Here is a 16,521-nt window from a genome sequence, read left to right on the forward strand (position 1 = left end):
CATTGACAATTAACGGTCAGCCGCTACCAATAGTTATGCTTATCCGCGCTATTTCTGTTTTTTGCCTTTTGTCATTGTGTGCTTGCAGCTTGTTTTCACACCTACATAACCCCTTACCTAAATCACCATCTCAAGCAGATGTCCGTGTAGTCAAACATACAATGGGTGAAACAGCAATTCCCCTACATCCGCAAAAGATTATTTCACTAGATCCCCAATCTACGGAAGTAGCTATTAGCTTGGGAGTAAAACTTTTTGGCTATCCTCAAAGAGAAATACCAGCATCATCGCGGCGTTCTGATGCTGTAGACATTGGCTTGCCACCTAACTTTGAGAAAGTTCTCTCTTTGAAGCCAGATTTGATCGTAAGCATCGATTTCGGTTTTTTAGAAAGCTACAGTTTATGGTCGCATATTGCGCCTACTGTTGTATACCAAATTACCAAAGATGTCGCAGGCTGGAAAAGATTATTTATGCAACTAGCCCAAGCATTAAGTCAAACACAAAAGGCAAAACAAATAGCAGCGCTTTACAATGCACGAATAGCCCAATTCAAAGCAAGCATGGGCGAAAAACTCAAACGAATTCAGGTATCCGTTGTACATATTTTTCCAGGTAGGATAATTATCCGCACTGAAAACTCGTTTTCTGGTTCAATTTTACAGGAGCTTGGTTTAGACCGTCCGCCCTCGCAAAAACCGAGTGCTGTACCAGATTTTACTAAGATATTTGGTAATACTAGTTGGTACTTTATATCCCCTGAACTTCTGAGTTTGATAGATGCAGATGTTTTATTTGTTATAACTTCTAACTTTTCTCAACCCGACGATGCAAAGCTGGCAATTCAACAGTTGACAACACAACCTTTATGGTCAAAACTCAATGTAGTCAAGCAAGATAAAGTTCATATAGTAGGGCAACATTGGCTTGTTGGTTATTATTTATCTGCAAATCTTGTACTGGATGATTTGTTTAAGTACTTAGTTGACAACAATTAATTAAATGAAAAATCAAAAATCATCTGTTTGCTATTCGCTTTCAAGTCAGCACACCACAAAATATGATAAAGATTGTTCAGCAATCAGCCTTTATCTTTTAGCAACAGGAATTTTAATACAATACCAACTATTACGTACAATCCCAATATTTTTGGTGTTTAAATCTTGATAAATTAGAATTAGGCACTTAACAAGAAAAAATGCTCAAAGTTCGCTATATGTATTAGCATTGACTACAACACATTTATTGTGTAGTAGTTGGTTTCATAGGTTTTGTTAAATATCGGACTAAATCATCTATAATTCGGTTTGCGGAGATTGGACCCATACCACGCCAGTAAGAGCCAACTCCGTAGACCTTTGAGCGTTGCACAACCTTTAACTTATGCCATAGTGGAGATGCCAGTAAATGCTGTTGTATTGAGCTAAGATTTGGATTTGCTGCTGGCCAATCTTCAACTAGAAATAAGATATCTCCATCAACTTCGTGCAAAAGTTCCTCAGATATGGGAAGAAAAGCATAGCGTCCTCCTAAGCGCAAGCGGATGCTGGTTTCAAAACTGAGTAACTGATTTGACGGACGTTGAATACCAGCATCGCGGAAAACTTCTCCTTCAAAAGAAGCAGCTTCCGGTAGGAAAAACCCATCACTACGCAATTCGACTACTGATACAACCGTAGTTAATCGCCGCTGACTCATAGAAGCTCTTAACTGTGCTAAACGCCTATAATAGTTAGCCATTAACTGCTGTGCTAAGTCAGTTTTTCCCAAAGCGTCGGCTGTAAAAGCGAAGAACCCTTTCCACGGTGCATTTGGGTCAAAAGTACCTAAAACTGTAGGCGCAATGTGAGACAACAGTGGGTAGATATTCTGATGGGAACTAAAGCCTAAAATCAAGTCTGGCTTGATTCGTAAAAGTGTCTCTAGATTCGGTGATTCAAAATCAATATCTTCAATACCTTTAAGCTTGCCTACTAATTGCTGCAAGTTATCTACAGTATTTTTTGGAGCAGCAATGGGCTTGACTCCCAAGGCAAAAGTAGGTTCTAATAAAGCAGGCATCAAAACAGCAACTCGTTGTGGATGGGTAGGAACCATAGTTTCACCCATGACGTGTTTAACCACGCGCATACTTGTTTTATCGGGTGATTTAGTTAACAGATAACTTTTGTTAGCTGGTAACGTCCACAAGTTACAACTATACAATAATAAAAGTAGTAACAATGCCATTAAAAATAGCCACTTTTGCATGATTGTTACTTTTACAATTGCCACTTTAAAGTTGCCTCTACCTCGAACGGTTCACCCCGAAAAACCCGATTAATATTAAAAGCACCTTCATAATAAAGAATATCAAACAGATTTTTGAAATTGAGTGCTGCCTGGAATTGGTTGTGGCGGTAGTATAGAGCAGCATCAGTGCGAACATAACTCGGCAACGTGTAGGTGTTGGTCAAATCACCTTGCCTGTCCCCAAAATAGAACACACCCAAGCCGCCTCCGAACCCTTGCAATTCACCTTTAGGAATAATATAAGTTGTCCATATTGAAGCGCTATTCTCAGGAGTGTTAGCGAGTAAACTTCCGACTTTATAAGTGTTGTCACGAATCACACGACCATCAGTATAGTTGTAAGCAGCAATAATATTCCATCCTGGGGCAAGTTCCCCGGTAAAAAATAGCTCAACGCCTCTACTTCTCTGCTCACCGACTTGGATACTGAAGGTGGGATCGTTAAGGTCTGTTGTTACAATGTTGCTTTGGGTGAGTTGGTACAAAGCAAGTGTTGCAGATAACTTATTATTCAGCAAGTCGGTTTTGACGCCGACTTCATACTGAGTACCACGGGTAGGCACAAAGGTATTGCCGTTGGCACTTGTACCGATCGCCTGGTCAAAAGAGCGACTGTAGCTAGCGTAGAGTGAAACTGGTGGAATCGGTTGATAGACAATGCCCAAGCGTGGGCTAAACGCCGAGTCGGATTGATCGCTAAGACTTGAGTTGATAACGTCCCTTTGCCTTGCAAAGTCACCGCGTCCACCCAACACCAGCTTCAAATTAGGTGCGATCGCTAATTGGTCTTGAACATAAACTCCTAGCTGATTGTAGCTCAGTTTGCGTTTCAAAATCCTGGTGATGTTTCCTGGTGTCTGTCCATAAACTGGATTGTAAATGTCAATCGAAGGAAAGGTTCGTTGTGTAAAACCATAGGGTGAAATTATACGTTGATACCAATCAACGCCGACGAGCAATTGATGCTCTAGACCGAAAGTGTTGAACTTACCCACCACATGAGTGTCTTGAGAAAAATTGCTCATGGCAAAGGGGTCCCAGGCTTGGTAATAGCGATTAAGGCTACGGTTGTCTGCCTGTAAAGTTATTAGTCCTGTGGTGATAGTGTAAGGTCGCTCCATAAACGCATAGCTAAAGCTATTGTACAAAGACCATTTGTCACTAAAATTATGCTCAAAGTTATAGCCAACTCGACCTTGTGTCACTTTCACTTTGTCTTGCGTCGGATCTCCCACATGGGTGTTAGGAGAAATCTTGCCATTTGGATTAGGTAGTACTGTCCCCTTTGCTGGTAAACCTAGAGGGAAGAATTCCAATTGTCGTGAATTAAGATACTCCCCTGATATAGTCAGTTTTGTGTCTTGACTCGGTTGCCAATTAATCACAGGTGCGACAAAAGCCCGCTCTGCGTATACATAATCAATATAGCTACCGGAATTTTCGTAGTCGGTATTCAAGCGATACAACAGCTTTTTATCAGCAGTCAGTGGACCTGTGAAGTCTATGGAGGATTTATATAAGCTATAGCTTCCGACATTGCCCTCTATTGAGTAGTAAGGTGTACTCAAGGGCTGTTTAGTTACTAGATTATATACACCTCCCGGCGAGCCGTTCCCGTACAGCACCGAGGCTGGTCCTTTCAACACCTCTACACGTTCTATGTTGGCAAGGTCATTTTGAAATGTACTACCAATTAAATTAGTCAGGTTATCTCTCAAGCCATCTCTGAGAGTATTTGAAGCCTCAACACTGAAACCACGAATAATCACACTCTCGCCAATGCGGCTTGGTTCCGCGTTCTGACCAATACCAAGATTTCTCAAGACATCGCCAATGCGTCTGTCTGCTTGATCTTCAATCACCTGCCTGGGAACAACTTGAACCGTTTGGGGAATGTCTCGATTTAGCGTATTTGTTCTTGTCCCGGTAGTGGTATCAGGCACGCGATAACCAGTGTCTGGTGGAGCAGTCACTTCTAATTCTATGGCTGGTTGGTTCTCTGGTGTCTGCTGTGGTGGCGTTGGCTGCTGTGCCGTCGATGCAGTAGTACTCACTGCAAATACCAACCCCTCAGTCTGACTGTCAAATAATTCCACTATTGGTACTGCTGTTTCTCCAGTCACTGTTAACCGCAGTGTATTGCTATCCACAGGTGCAACTATTACATTGGTAATACCTGCTGCTGGTTTCTCTTGTCGGAAACTCTGCCTACCAGCCAATTGCAATTGGGCATTCTTAATATCTACAACGTAGGAATTAGTTTCAGTTTTTCCAGAAACGGACAATTTCTCAGAACTGGGTGTGACTAAAATTACCTCTATACCTTTATTTGTGGCATTTACTTTCACGTCTGTTACCGATACCACCGGAGTTACTGCTTGGCTAAGTTCGGGGACATTTTGCTGACGCGGTGTCCTTAATAAGGATGTAGCGCTGGTAAGAGCAGATTGGACATCGCTGAGGTTCAAAACATCATGACTGAGTTCGACTTGATTAGCTGCTGTCTGTTTGAGTGAAAGTTGCCTAGAGGTCGCATTTGCTATCTGCTGGGCTAGAACAGGGTGAGTATACGTTACGATTGAGGCAGTTAATAAAACACACTGCCAAAACAACATAGAAAGTTTTTTTAAAACCACTATTACTCCTCACTATTTGCTTTGAAGTCAGCACACCACAAAATATGCTAAAGATATGGCGATCGCATCAGCAATCCGCTTTTATCTTTTAGCAACATAAATGCTAATACAATACCAACTATTACGTACAATACCAATATTTTTGGTGATAAAACTTTGACAAATTACAAATAGATGCGATCGCAATCAATGTAGTATTAGTAGTGTTAAAAATATCTAACCAACTATATTGGTAAATATTTATGAACTGGTATTATCTTTGAGCATTTTTATTCAAGTTCAGGTGATAAATTTAACTATCAATCTCAGTTAAGCTTTTAAACTAATTTTTGCTAGATGTATGGCCATGAACAGCGAAAAAGCTAATAGCTCTTGGATCGACCACTACCGTAAGCACGGTTACGTCGTACTCGAAAAAATTCTGCCTTTGGAACTGATAGATGCTCATGTAGCAGCTTGTGAGGAAATTCAACGCCGACATGGCATTTATCAGAAATTTCCTTGGAGAAAAGACCCACTGGAAAACGAAAAAGCCTTTGGGGAGGAACTAATAGCCCTCGATGATAACCATGAACATACAAAAAGTCTTAGAAACGATCCGACACTTCGTCAATATTTGAATGCCCTTTTCCAAGAAGAGGCGGTACTTCAATACGGCTTTACAAGTTTATGGGAAAGAGGCCGCGAACCGCACTCGGACACAGTAATGTTGTTCCGCGACCCACCTGAGAAAGTCTGTCGTGCATGGTGTGCCCTCGAAGATATCCATCCAGACTGCGGAATGTTTTATGTGATACCTGGAACGCATAACAATGAGCGTCTTCGTATTTATGATGAGGTTCTGGGCGGCAACCCAGAGATTTTTGAGCTGCTTCGCTCACCATCACCAAATGATTCAGAGAGTGCATTTTTGGAAAACCGAGCTATTTGGAAAGTGGTTTGTCAGAAAACAGCCTCTCTCACAAAAGATCTACCAAGAGTTCCATTCTCGATTAATAAGGGTGATGTAGTGTTATTCGATCCAAACGTCATTCATGGCACTATGCCTGCACCCAATCCATCACTTACCCGCAAGGCCATTGTCACCGAATGGCACACGCGATCGGTTCACAGCTACTCCTACTTTGAATATTTTGGTTCGCAGCACGACAAAAGGCAGTCATTACTAGCTAACTGAAAAATCGACTTTTTCGCTCTAAAAAAGACATAAGAAATTTTCTAGCTCATCAGTGGTGAATAATTTTTTAGTGTGTTATCAACATCTCATTCAATTAATGATTGCAACACATCTTTCGGTAAAGACGTGATAAATCGTGTCTCTACAAATGGTCTATTTATCGCATTCTTTTTTCAAATTGGTATAACTTTTTAGTCTTAAAATCGCTTAACCCGGCGGGACTGCTTCTTCAAAGGGACGGATAATCGCCGGCGCTGGTGTAACTTCTGGTTTAAAGATTCCCTGCAATGCTTGTTCTAAGGTTTGCGCCATGACAATCCGGTTTTCGTAAGCCACTACTACCCGTACCAAGGTTGGCAGACTATTCTGTGTGGCTTCTAGATAGATTGGCTCTACATACAGCAGCGATTGCTCAATGGGAATTACTAGTAGATTGCCTTGAATAGCTCTCGAACCCTGGCGATTCCACAAGGAAATTTGCTGAGAAATTACTGGGTCTTGGTTAATTCGCGCCTCAATTTGCTCTGTTCCGTAAATCAGGCGTTCTTTAGGAAAGACATATAGCACCAACTTACCGTAGTTTTTGCCATCCGATCGCGCCGCTAACCAAGCAATTAAATTAGTCCGTTGTTTGGGAGTATAGGGTAGGAGCAGAATAAATTCTTCAAAGTCTACACTGGGTAGACTAGTAATCAAATAATACGGATCTACTGGACGGGGTTCACTACCATAGATTTCATTCGGAATCTGCCACTGGTCTTCCCGATTGTAAAATACTTGAGGATCGGTCATGTGATAGGTCATCAACCGCTCAGATTGAATTTTGAAGAAGCCCTCCGGATATCGGGTATGACTGCGGAGATTGACTGGCATTGTACTGAGTGGTTTGAACATATCGGGAAATATCGCTGACCAAGTGGCAATGATTGGATCGCTTTGATCGGCAATGTAAAACTTCACAGTGCCGTGATAGGCATCAATCACTACTTTGATAGAATTGCGAATGTAGTTGATCCCATCGCTACCAGTGTCTGAGTAGGGATAGCGATCGCTCGTTGTGTAAGCATCAACAATCCAGTAAAGATAACTAGGATTACTTGGTAAATCTTGATTAGCAGCAGCAGCAACTAAATAGGGATCACTGTCAAATTTCAGGAAGGGTGCAATCGCTTGAATTCTTTGCTTGACATTTCGTCGCATTAGCACTCTTGTATCTGGCAAAAAGTCCCTTGTCAGAACCATCTGCCAATCTTTCAAATACATCGCATATAGCCACCGTCGCCATGTTGAACCGATTTCAACGCCACCTAGACCCTCATAATAGTTGTAAACATTATCACTACCGCTAGGATAGTCTAGCTCTCTAACTCTTGTGCCAGTCATTACGTAAGTATCAGTAATCTCACCGTAATAAATCCGGGGTTGCCCAATCGGAATACTTTGACGAACGGCTTCATTAGAAGTTGTGAGAGCGCTACTATTACCGCTAATATCTTTAACAAAATATTTTGGTAGCCCACCCGGCCCAACTGTATTAACTGGACTAACAGTAAACCCGAAACCGTGGGTATAAATTAAATGGCGATTAACCCATGTTTGAGCTTCCTGCGGAACGGCACTATAATCTAATTCTCGTGCGGCAATCAATACCTGCCGCCGTTCTGTAGATTCAACTACTTCCTGCTTAGGTTCTGCCGACTTTTCGGCAGAGGGTCGGCGTGAAGTTTCATCTGTTTTGAGAGTATATCGATCAATATCGGCATCAGGGAACCGATAATACGGGCGAATTTGTTGCAGTTGACGGTTAGTTTCTAACAGTGGTCGCTGATCCCACAGGCGAATATTCCGAATTGTCGAGTCATTCTTTTGAATATCAGTTTCAGTCAATGTTCCTTGGGGATTGAAGCTTCTAGAATCAATTGCCTCTAAATCGAATGCTTGGCGAGTCAAGGCAATAGTCCGCTGAATGTAGGGTTGCTCTCGTTGCAACTCATTAGGTTGGACAATTAAATATTGCACTACAGTAGGTAAAACAACATCAGCAGCTACAACTAATACTAGATAAACCCCTAATCCGTAAAATACAAAAGAACGATACTGAGATTTGGGTTTCCAGAAAAACGTTCGCCAAAGTAGATAAAAGGCGATCGCTACTGCCACAATGCCCAAGACGGTGTAAGCTGGCAACTGGGATGTCACATCGGTATAGCTAGCACCATAACTCACACCACGGCTAGAATACACGAGTTCATAGCGACTTTGCCAATAACTCAGAGCCACTACCAGCATCAACAAGCCACCCATACCGAATAAATGACGCTGCTGCTGGGCCGAAAAACCAGGGAAAATTCCCTGACTTAAACTATCTGCCGACAAGAGATAAGTGAGGGTAACGGCGACGAAGCCATACAAACATAATCCCATCAACCAGAGTTCTAACAGTTCCCAACAGGGTAAGGAAAATATGTAAAAGCTGATATCTCGACCAAATAAAGGCTCAGTGCTGTTGAAAAGAGTGGGGTGGAAATATTGCAGCACCTTTGGCCAGTGTCGGAATATGATGAAGGCAAAAATGGGACTGGAGAGAATTGCGATCGCAGTGAGTAAAAATTGAGGATAGATTAAGATTGCGATCGCTACTCCCACAATTAAACTGAGATACCAGACTTGAGAGACAATCTGCCTCAAAAGTTGCCAGATTGTCTCCGGTCGGAACAGGGCGGGAATGGGTAGAATAGTCTGATTAACTGGAGAATGCCAGTAGAAAAGAGCAATTTGACCATAGTGAGCCAGCATTAACCCAATCAACATGCTCAGAACCACAGTTAAGGGTAATAACCAGCGCAATTTTAATGATTGAAAGCGTTGCTGCCCAAGTATCCGGGTTTTGTTGCGTTTTGGATAATCAGGACTGAGAAAATTTGTTAATTCACTGTTGAGTTCTGCTTGCTCAATCTTTAGAGACTGGGAATATTTTAGCCGTTGTGCTAAAGCCAGGTTTAGCAGTAGATAGGCAGCAGTTATTCCAGCCACGACTATCCACAAAATACCACGAGTCAGCAGCCTCAACAAAAATACTTGGAGATAACCGACTTCCTGAAACCAAAAAATTTCTGCTCCCAGACGGGAACCCAGATCCAGGAGTAGCCACAGCCCCAAGAATACAATTAACAGTCTAAAACCCCATTTCCAATACATTGATATGTAATTTTACCCCTCTAAAAGGCTTTGGGAAGTCCAGCTTGTTTTAAAACTCCGTTAGCGGTATGGCGTGACTTGATGGTTCCTGCTTTTAGTCTGGTAAGCATTTTTGACACCAACCCAGTTACTAGCAATTGGCATTCGCCAACCAGTTCCAAAAGCGCGATCAGTGATTTTTATGCCGGGGGGTGCTTGTCGCCGTTTAAATTCAGCCCGCGCCACCATTTGAATTACTCTGTCTACAATCACCGCATCGTGACCAGCTGCAACAATTTGCGCTGCTGATTGGTAATTGTGAATCAGGCGTTGCAAAATATCGTCCAAAATTTCGTAAGGCGGTAGAGAGTCTTGATCTACCTGGCCTGGTTTGAGTTCGGCGCTGGGTGCCTTAGTCAAGACGTTTTCCGGGATGATTTCACGCTCGCGATTTAACCAATGGCAAAGTGAATACACACGGGTTTTAGGAACATCTGCAATCACTGCTAACCCGCCATTCATATCGCCGTAGAGTGTACAGTAACCAACTGCCATTTCTGACTTGTTACCGGTAGATAAAAGCAGATAGCCAAATTTATTAGCGATCGCCATTAATAAATTACCGCGAATCCGAGATTGGATATTTTCTTCAGCCAGTCCAAACTCCGTACCCGCAAACAAATCATCTAAAGTATGATCGAAGCCTTGCATTAACTCGCCAATTGGTAAAAGATTAGTCTTAATCCCCAAATTTTCGGCTAATGCCACAGCATCACTGATGGAATGCTCGGAACTGTAAGGGGAAGGCATGAGAACACCGAGGACATTTTCTTTACCAAGTGCAGCCGTGGCGATCGCAGCTACTATTGCAGAGTCAATCCCGCCGCTTAAACCCAACACTACTTTAGAAAAGCGGCACTTACGAGCGTAATCTCGTACTCCCAAAACCAACGCTTGCCAAATTTCTTCATCTTCCGATTCATAGACAGGTGCTATAGAACCCAACTGGAAATCATGTTGCGCCTCGTCAAATTCTACTATTAATAAATCAGTGTCAAAACCACGAGCGCGACTGATAATTTCACCTTGACGATTTAAGGCAAAACTACGTCCATCAAAAATTAGGTCATCATTTCCCCCAACTTGATTAGCGTAAATCATTGGTTGTTGAAAACGTACTGCACTATGCTTGAGCATGATTTCGCGGAACTGTTGCTTACCAGCCGTGTAGGGCGAAGCAGATAAATTTACAATGAAATCTACACCCAAAATTGCTAAGTCAGCAATCGGATTCACTGCATAACTACGTTTGCCCCAGAATTCCTCATCGTTCCATAAATCTTCGCAAATAGTTACGCCAATATGGATATTATCGAGAGTGAAATAATTGGCTTGCAAACCTTCTTCAAAATAGCGACGTTCGTCAAAGACATCGTAAGTAGGCAAAAGTCGCTTGTAAAAAACTTGCTTGATTGTGCCATTCTCTAACAAAGCCATGCTGTTAAATAAAGTTTTACCGCCAGTAATATGTGCTTTGATATTCGATTCAACAGTTCCTACCAACACAGCTAAATTTGATGGTAAATCTTGAGCCAAGTTTTGTAAAGTGATGCCCATCGCTTCCACAAAACTAGGATTTAGTAATAAATCTCTTGGTGGATAGCCACACAAAGAAAGTTCTGGTGTCAACAACAAACGTGCACCGCTAGATGCTGCTTGTTGTGCCGCCTCCAGGATTTTTTGGGCATTTAAAAGCAAATCACCAATTGTCGGATTAATTTGAGCGATCGCAATTTTCATATTGTTTGTCATTTGTCATTGATCATTTGTCATTTGTCATTTATCAAGAGTCATAAGTTGCTCTAAACTTAAGACTTTTAATTCTGAACTTTGGATAGAGATTGGTTAAATAAACACTAAAGGTTTATCTTTTAGGGGAGCAAAAGCTTCAGCGTCAAACTTATACAAACTAGCTGGACGACCAGCACCTCGTGATACCTTAATTCCGGTATCGCATAAAAAACCTAACTTGAGTAGACGCGCTCTAAAATTAGAATAATCGGAAAAATTGTCACCTAAAACTGTGGCGTATAACTGATATAAATCATTCAAGGTGAACATTTCAGGCAAGACTTCAAAAGCCACTGGGCTATACTCTAATTTATTTCGTAACCGCCGATGTCCATAAGCCAGAATTTCATTATGATCAAAAGCTAATTGCGGCACTTGTTTTACCGGATACCAAGCAATGCCAGTCATACGATCGGCAATCAATTCGGCTTCTTCAAATCGCACTAGGGCAAAGTAACTAACTGATAAATAACGCACACCATAACTATCAGTTGCTTCCCGTGGATCGCGATTCGGGCCGCCAAATGTATACAGTTGTTCTAAGTAGAGATTGTTGACCTTAATTTTCTCTGCCATAATGCGATAGGCGGCATCTTCTAAAGACTCTCCTGGACGTACCAAAGTACCGGGAAGACTCCAATGATTTAAAAATGGTTCTTGCTGTCGCATTACTAGTAGAACTAACAGCCGATTTTGTACAGTATCTACAGAAAAAATTACATTATCAACACCAACCTTGAAATCGGCCAAAGGTTGTTGGTTTAACGGAGTTGGTATCTTTTTTTGTGAACGTCCTGGCATTCGTACAAATGCTCTTGATTAATATAGGCAACTACAGGGGCTGTGAGGGCTTGGGGATCTCCATGTTCGCGGTAAGCTGTTGAGGAAACATCTAGACCGATCAGACTAGCGATCGCAATCTTCCCTCCCAGCTTTTGCACTACCTCTGAACTAGATTCATCTATTGCATATCCCGGTCGCGGGACAATCAGTAGTTGCACTTCCTGTAACAAATCTTCAATGCGATACCAACGTGGTAGCTGATTCAGTAAATCGGAACCAACGATCAACGTTAATTCAGGATCTTCACCCCAAGTAAACTTAGCTTTTTCCACTGTTTCCAGTGTTCTGAAGCTACTTAATTCTTGTTCCAAAGCAATATTGTGCCGTGGCGCGTCTATATCCGCAATCAACAGTCGCAACATTGCCGCCCGATGTTCTAAGGGTGTTTGATGGGACTTAAATGGATTATCCGCTGCCCAAACCGCTACCCAATCATAACGCTCAGACAACCAATTCAGAATTTCTTGATGTCCAGCTGTTGGTGGATCGGCACTAGTTCCAAACAAAGCAATTCTCATCATCTTACTTTGCGTCCTTTGCGGTTCGTTTTTTAGTTTCCTCAGTCAACTCTTGCAGTGCGGCAGAAATCTCCACCTGCACCGTGACAGGATGATCTAAACGCCGTGTCTGTTCTGGCAAACTGGCAACTGAGGCGGCGGTACGCTGACGAATTGTTGCCAACGACTCCAATGGCTGCACCAGTTCACCTTCTTGCACTACCAACTGTAATAAAGGTTCTTCTTCCAGAGGAATTTCGCCTAAGAGTCCCAATCTGTCTGCTTTTACCTGACCTCCCATAAACAAGCGAAAAATCTGCTTGCGCCCTGGATAAGTAACTTTACCACTGGACTGCTTCATGACTGGGATGCCATCAATGTCTACAAGTTTATAAACTCCATTTACGGGCGAACCTGTAACTAGTCGTGTTCCCAGTCCGTAACCATCAATCTCAGCCCCAGCAGCTTTTAATCTGGCAATTTCCCACTCGTCTATGTCGCTACTAGCAAAAATTGGCACACCGGGAAGGAGCGATCGCACCTGTTTTGATAAGGTAACTAAATCTCCTGAGTCCAATCTCACTCCTGTTAATTGCATTTTCTCGGAATTTACTTTTTCGGCCAAGTGCTGGGCAGCAGCAATGGTATCGTAAGTATCAATCAGCAATGGCGCACCCGGAAAATATCGATGAAATGCACTAAAAGCTTGTTCTTCAGTGCCTTCTATTGCTGACAATGCCATTACTAAGGCGTGTGCCATCGTACCATTTGGCTTTTGTCCCAGTTGTAGCGCTGCTAACACATTGGAAGTAGAATCTAACCCACCTGCCAACGCCGCTCGTGCTGCCCACAAAGACCCTTGGGGACTAAATGCTCGCCTTGTGCCAAATTCTAAAAGTGTTGCTGATTCTCCCGCTACATCCCGCAACCGTGCTGCTTTTGTAGCAATCAAAGTCTGGTAATTAATCGTATTTAGGAGGTAAGTTTCCACTAGTTGCGCTTGCCAAAGGGGTGCTTCCACTCGCAACAGTGGTTGATTGGCAAATACAGCCGTCCCTTCTGGTACTGCCCAAACATCACCTGTAAACTTTCCCTCAGCTAAAAGTGACCAAAAGCGATCACCAGCATGAGCAAAAATGCCTGTTGCTTGTAATGCCGTAATTTGCGCGGAACTAAAGCGGATTTTGGCTAAATATTCTAATGCCTGCGTCAGCCCCATTGCTATTAAATAACCAAAACCCTCTGGCAATCGCCTGACAGACAATTCAAAGCTTGCCCGTCGTTGTTCTATACCTTCGCCTGTGTAACAAGCTGCCATTGTCAACTGGTAAAGGTCGGTCAGCAAGCTGTAGTCATCGGCAGAAAGGTTCAGTTCCTGGTTCTGCTGGCTTTGCTGTTTATGTACATAGTCCAAATCTGGCAAAGTTGTCATGCAAGAGCTTCCTTAAAAGATGCTTCTTTTATTTATGGTAATATTTACCATAAATAATGTCAACTCTTGGCGAGTATATTGTCTGAGATTGTCGTAAAACAGTAGATTTATCGGCAGCTTAATCCTAAATTCATCAAAAAATTAATATTTTTTAATAGTAATAGCTAGTAATAATGTTAATTAGATCAGGCGGCTGATGAAGGAAAATAATATTTTGGTAAAGCAAGTTTGTTTATGAACCTCTTTTCCAGACTGGGGTTGAAAAAATAGCTAAATTACAATTAGAATTAATAAGAAAAGTTTGGCTTTTTGACAAATTAAAGTATTGCAAAGTTATCTGAATAAATATTGCGTATAATTTCAAGATATTGAGAATCAAAGCAAGCCTTGAATATCAGCATTAAAGTATAGGTATGACAATCAATGGCGACTCGAAAATAAGGAGTCAAATATTATGACTATTTCCGAAATCATTGCGAACATAACCCAGTATATTTCTGAAGCTGCAATGCGGATTTTTGGACCTAATGATGATGCTTATCCTGTTATTGGCTTACAACCTTTTACAGGTGAGCCTTATGATCGGCGTAAAGATGATAATTAGTAGGTGTTGAATATAGGAATGCAACTTAAATAATAATTTGTGAAAATCACAAAACTTAGATATCCGACTTCTTAGATAAGTCGGATATCTCGTTGTTAACTAATGATTAAATAGGGCCATATTTGCAATTAGCAGCCGCGATCGCACTCGTAACCCAGGCTTGAATGTTGAACAGGAAAGCATTTCACTGATTCTTGCTTTGGCGAGTAACTCTCTGGGGATTCTATTCAACATCTTTAATGCGGGTTTTCCGTTCTAGAATCTCCTTCAGCACCAAGGTTACTACTGCTAGCAACGCTAACAGTACAGCCGCAGAGAAAGCCGCTTCAGTTTCGTACTGTTTGTAAGCGTCTTCTACAAACAGTGGTAGGCTCTGGGTTCGGTCAGCAATGTTGCCAGATACGACTGAAACCGCTCCGAATTCACCCATTGCTCTGGCATTAGTCAAAATTAAACCGTAGAGTAAACCCCAACTGATACTGGGTAGGGTGACGCGCCAAAATATCTGCCAATCTTTCGCACCTAGAGTTCTAGCAGCTTCTTCTTGATCCTTACCAAATTCTTCTAAAACCGGAATCACTTCCCGCGCCACAAAGGGCATACTCACGAAGGCTGTAGCTAGCACCATACCTGGAAAGGCAAAGATAACCTTGATATCATGGGCCAAAAGCCAAGGGCCAAACCACCCATTCCGGCCGTAAAGTAGCACAATCATTAATCCTGCAACTACGGGCGAAATTGAAAAGGGCAGGTCAATAATGCTCAAAACTACGGCGCGTCCAGGAAATTTATGACGAGCGATCGCCCAAGCTGCACATAGTCCAAACACTGTATTTACAGGCAAAGCAATCAAAGCCAACAACAGTGTTAGCCAAGCTGCATGGATAAAAGCTGGTCGCGTCAGGTTGGACAGAAACGGCCCAACACCTTTACTAAAGGCTTGGACAAAAACGTTGATTGCTGGGATGTATTGAACTAGGGCTAAATAGGCGATCGCTACCCCAATCAAAACTATTGGCACCCAACTCTTGTGTTCTTTCGGCTTGGCTGTATCTGATACAGATGCAGATGAGTGAAAACTTGGTTTATCTAGTGTCATATCGCCTTGCCCATGCTTGTAAGAAATTAATTGCTAATAACAGTACCAACGAAATCGATAGTAAAACTATGCCAATTACTGTTGCACCAGGATAGTCGTACTGCTCTAGCCGTTGAAAAATCAGTACAGGTGCGATCAAATCTTGGAAGGGCGTATTGGAAGAGATAATCACAGTCGAACCATACTCTCCAACTGCACGAGAGAAACCCAAGGCAACACCAGTCAAAATCGTGGGAAATAAAGGTGGCAAAATCACTTTCCAGAAGGTCTGCCATTGAGAAGCACCCAGACACCAGGCAGCTTCTTCAATTTCATGTTCCATTTCTTGAAGCACGGGTTGCACAGTTCTCACAATAAAAGGTAGTGAAATAAATATCATTGCTACCGCTACTCCCGTGCGGGTAAAAGACACCTTAATTCCCAGTGGTGCTAGTAGCGAACCTATCCAGCCGTTATCGCTGTAAACTGTTGCCAAGGTTAGCCCTGCTACCGAAGTTGGCAGTGCAAAGGGTAAATCTACTGTGGCATCAATCAAGCGTTTTAAGGGAAAGTCATAGCGAACCAGAACCCAAGCAATCAGAGTTCCAAAAATCCCATTTAATAAGGCAGCAAATATTGCCGTCACAAAAGTGACATTATATGTTGCTAATGCGATATCACTGGTTGCGATCGCCCAAAACCTAGATGGAGGTTCTGTACCTGCTTTCAGAAACATTGCAGTTATGGGGATAAACAACATCACCGTCAAATATGCAATGGTGATTCGCCAAGTCCAAGGAACTCGCCCCAATCTCTTCCAGAATAACGTTTTGCGTTCAACTTCCACAGAAGGAGATACAGATGTCATAGTGAAAAATTCAAAATTTAAAATTCACAAGGAGCTTTTTGCCAGTGTTGGTAATTGCTAATTCGT

At 42.3% G+C, this 16,521-nt stretch carries 12 protein-coding genes; 3 read left to right on the forward strand and 9 right to left on the reverse strand.

The genetic code is table 11. The features are described 5' to 3' along the window. Positions 1-2: 2 nt before the first annotated feature. A complete protein-coding gene (locus V7K56_RS28070) occupies positions 3-998 on the forward strand; it encodes an iron-siderophore ABC transporter substrate-binding protein (protein ID WP_334915848.1) in 996 nt (331 codons plus the stop codon). A gap of 244 nt (positions 999-1,242) precedes the next feature. Here V7K56_RS28070 and V7K56_RS28075 read toward each other — a convergent pair whose 3' ends face one another. Together V7K56_RS28075 and V7K56_RS28080 are read right to left on the reverse strand one after the other, a co-directional pair. Next, positions 1,243-2,274 (reverse strand): iron-siderophore ABC transporter substrate-binding protein, encoded by a 1,032-nt coding sequence (locus V7K56_RS28075; RefSeq protein ID WP_334915850.1) that lies wholly within the window; start codon positions 2,272-2,274, stop codon positions 1,243-1,245. Next, positions 2,262-4,928, reverse strand: coding sequence for a TonB-dependent siderophore receptor (locus V7K56_RS28080; protein ID WP_334915853.1), 2,667 nt, complete (start codon positions 4,926-4,928; stop codon positions 2,262-2,264). Before V7K56_RS28080 ends, V7K56_RS28075 begins: the two co-directional genes overlap by 13 nt. 346 nt (positions 4,929-5,274) lie before the next feature. Here V7K56_RS28080 and V7K56_RS28085 point away from each other — a divergent pair, with 346 nt between their 5' ends. Then, positions 5,275-6,105 (forward strand): phytanoyl-CoA dioxygenase family protein, encoded by an 831-nt coding sequence (locus tag V7K56_RS28085; protein WP_334915855.1) that lies wholly within the window; start codon positions 5,275-5,277, stop codon positions 6,103-6,105. A gap of 207 nt (positions 6,106-6,312) precedes the next feature. Here the strand turns inward: V7K56_RS28085 and V7K56_RS28090 are convergent, their stop codons facing one another. The 5 genes from V7K56_RS28090 to V7K56_RS28110 all read right to left on the reverse strand — a co-directional run bounded on the left by V7K56_RS28090 (position 6,313) and on the right by V7K56_RS28110 (position 13,905). Next, positions 6,313-9,303, reverse strand: coding sequence for a UPF0182 family protein (locus V7K56_RS28090; RefSeq protein WP_334915857.1), 2,991 nt, complete (start codon positions 9,301-9,303; stop codon positions 6,313-6,315). A 60-nt stretch (positions 9,304-9,363) separates the two neighbouring features. After that, positions 9,364-11,082 (reverse strand): NAD+ synthase, encoded by a 1,719-nt coding sequence (locus V7K56_RS28095; RefSeq protein ID WP_334915954.1) that lies wholly within the window; start codon positions 11,080-11,082, stop codon positions 9,364-9,366. Between the two features lie 105 nt (positions 11,083-11,187). Continuing rightward, entirely contained in the window at positions 11,188-11,934 is a 747-nt protein-coding gene (locus tag V7K56_RS28100; protein WP_012411955.1) for an NUDIX hydrolase, read from the reverse strand. Continuing rightward, positions 11,895-12,494 (reverse strand): nicotinate-nucleotide adenylyltransferase, encoded by a 600-nt coding sequence (locus tag V7K56_RS28105; protein WP_334915957.1) that lies wholly within the window; start codon positions 12,492-12,494, stop codon positions 11,895-11,897. Before V7K56_RS28105 ends, V7K56_RS28100 begins: the two co-directional genes overlap by 40 nt. Before the next feature lie 4 nt (positions 12,495-12,498). Further along, positions 12,499-13,905, reverse strand: coding sequence for a nicotinate phosphoribosyltransferase (locus tag V7K56_RS28110; RefSeq protein WP_334915859.1), 1,407 nt, complete (start codon positions 13,903-13,905; stop codon positions 12,499-12,501). 454 nt (positions 13,906-14,359) lie between these two features. On the opposite strand from V7K56_RS28110, the gene V7K56_RS28115 reads away from it, so the two are divergent. Then, a complete protein-coding gene (locus V7K56_RS28115; protein WP_334915861.1) occupies positions 14,360-14,509 on the forward strand; it encodes a hypothetical protein in 150 nt (49 codons plus the stop codon). Between the two features lie 223 nt (positions 14,510-14,732). Here V7K56_RS28115 and cysW read toward each other — a convergent pair whose 3' ends face one another. Next, positions 14,733-15,608 (reverse strand): sulfate ABC transporter permease subunit CysW, encoded by an 876-nt coding sequence (gene cysW, locus V7K56_RS28120; protein ID WP_334915863.1) that lies wholly within the window; start codon positions 15,606-15,608, stop codon positions 14,733-14,735. Beyond that, the gene (cysT, locus tag V7K56_RS28125; protein WP_334915865.1) at positions 15,595-16,455 is read right to left on the reverse strand and encodes a sulfate ABC transporter permease subunit CysT; all 861 of its coding nucleotides are present in this window, start codon (positions 16,453-16,455) and stop codon (positions 15,595-15,597) included. The genes cysW and cysT overlap by 14 nt, the downstream gene beginning before the upstream one ends. Positions 16,456-16,521 lie beyond the last annotated feature (66 nt).

It is taken from the genome of Nostoc sp., from assembly GCF_036917535.1.
Classification (GTDB): Bacteria; Cyanobacteriota; Cyanobacteriia; order Cyanobacteriales; family Nostocaceae; genus Nostoc.

Excerpts from the sequence above, each read along its gene's own strand:
- cysW (WP_334915863.1), bottom strand. The coding sequence starts at position 15,608 with ATGACACTAGATAAACCAAGTTTTCACTCATCTGCATCTGTATCAGAT.
- V7K56_RS28090 (WP_334915857.1), bottom strand. The coding sequence starts at position 9,303 with ATGTATTGGAAATGGGGTTTTAGACTGTTAATTGTATTCTTGGGGCTG.
- cysT (WP_334915865.1), bottom strand. The coding sequence starts at position 16,455 with ATGACATCTGTATCTCCTTCTGTGGAAGTTGAACGCAAAACGTTATTC.
- V7K56_RS28095 (WP_334915954.1), bottom strand. The coding sequence starts at position 11,082 with ATGAAAATTGCGATCGCTCAAATTAATCCGACAATTGGTGATTTGCTT.
- V7K56_RS28085 (WP_334915855.1), top strand. The coding sequence starts at position 5,275 with ATGAACAGCGAAAAAGCTAATAGCTCTTGGATCGACCACTACCGTAAG.
- V7K56_RS28110 (WP_334915859.1), bottom strand. The coding sequence starts at position 13,905 with ATGACAACTTTGCCAGATTTGGACTATGTACATAAACAGCAAAGCCAG.
- V7K56_RS28115 (WP_334915861.1), top strand. The coding sequence starts at position 14,360 with ATGACTATTTCCGAAATCATTGCGAACATAACCCAGTATATTTCTGAA.
- V7K56_RS28100 (WP_012411955.1), bottom strand. The coding sequence starts at position 11,934 with ATGCCAGGACGTTCACAAAAAAAGATACCAACTCCGTTAAACCAACAA.
- V7K56_RS28105 (WP_334915957.1), bottom strand. The coding sequence starts at position 12,494 with ATGAGAATTGCTTTGTTTGGAACTAGTGCCGATCCACCAACAGCTGGA.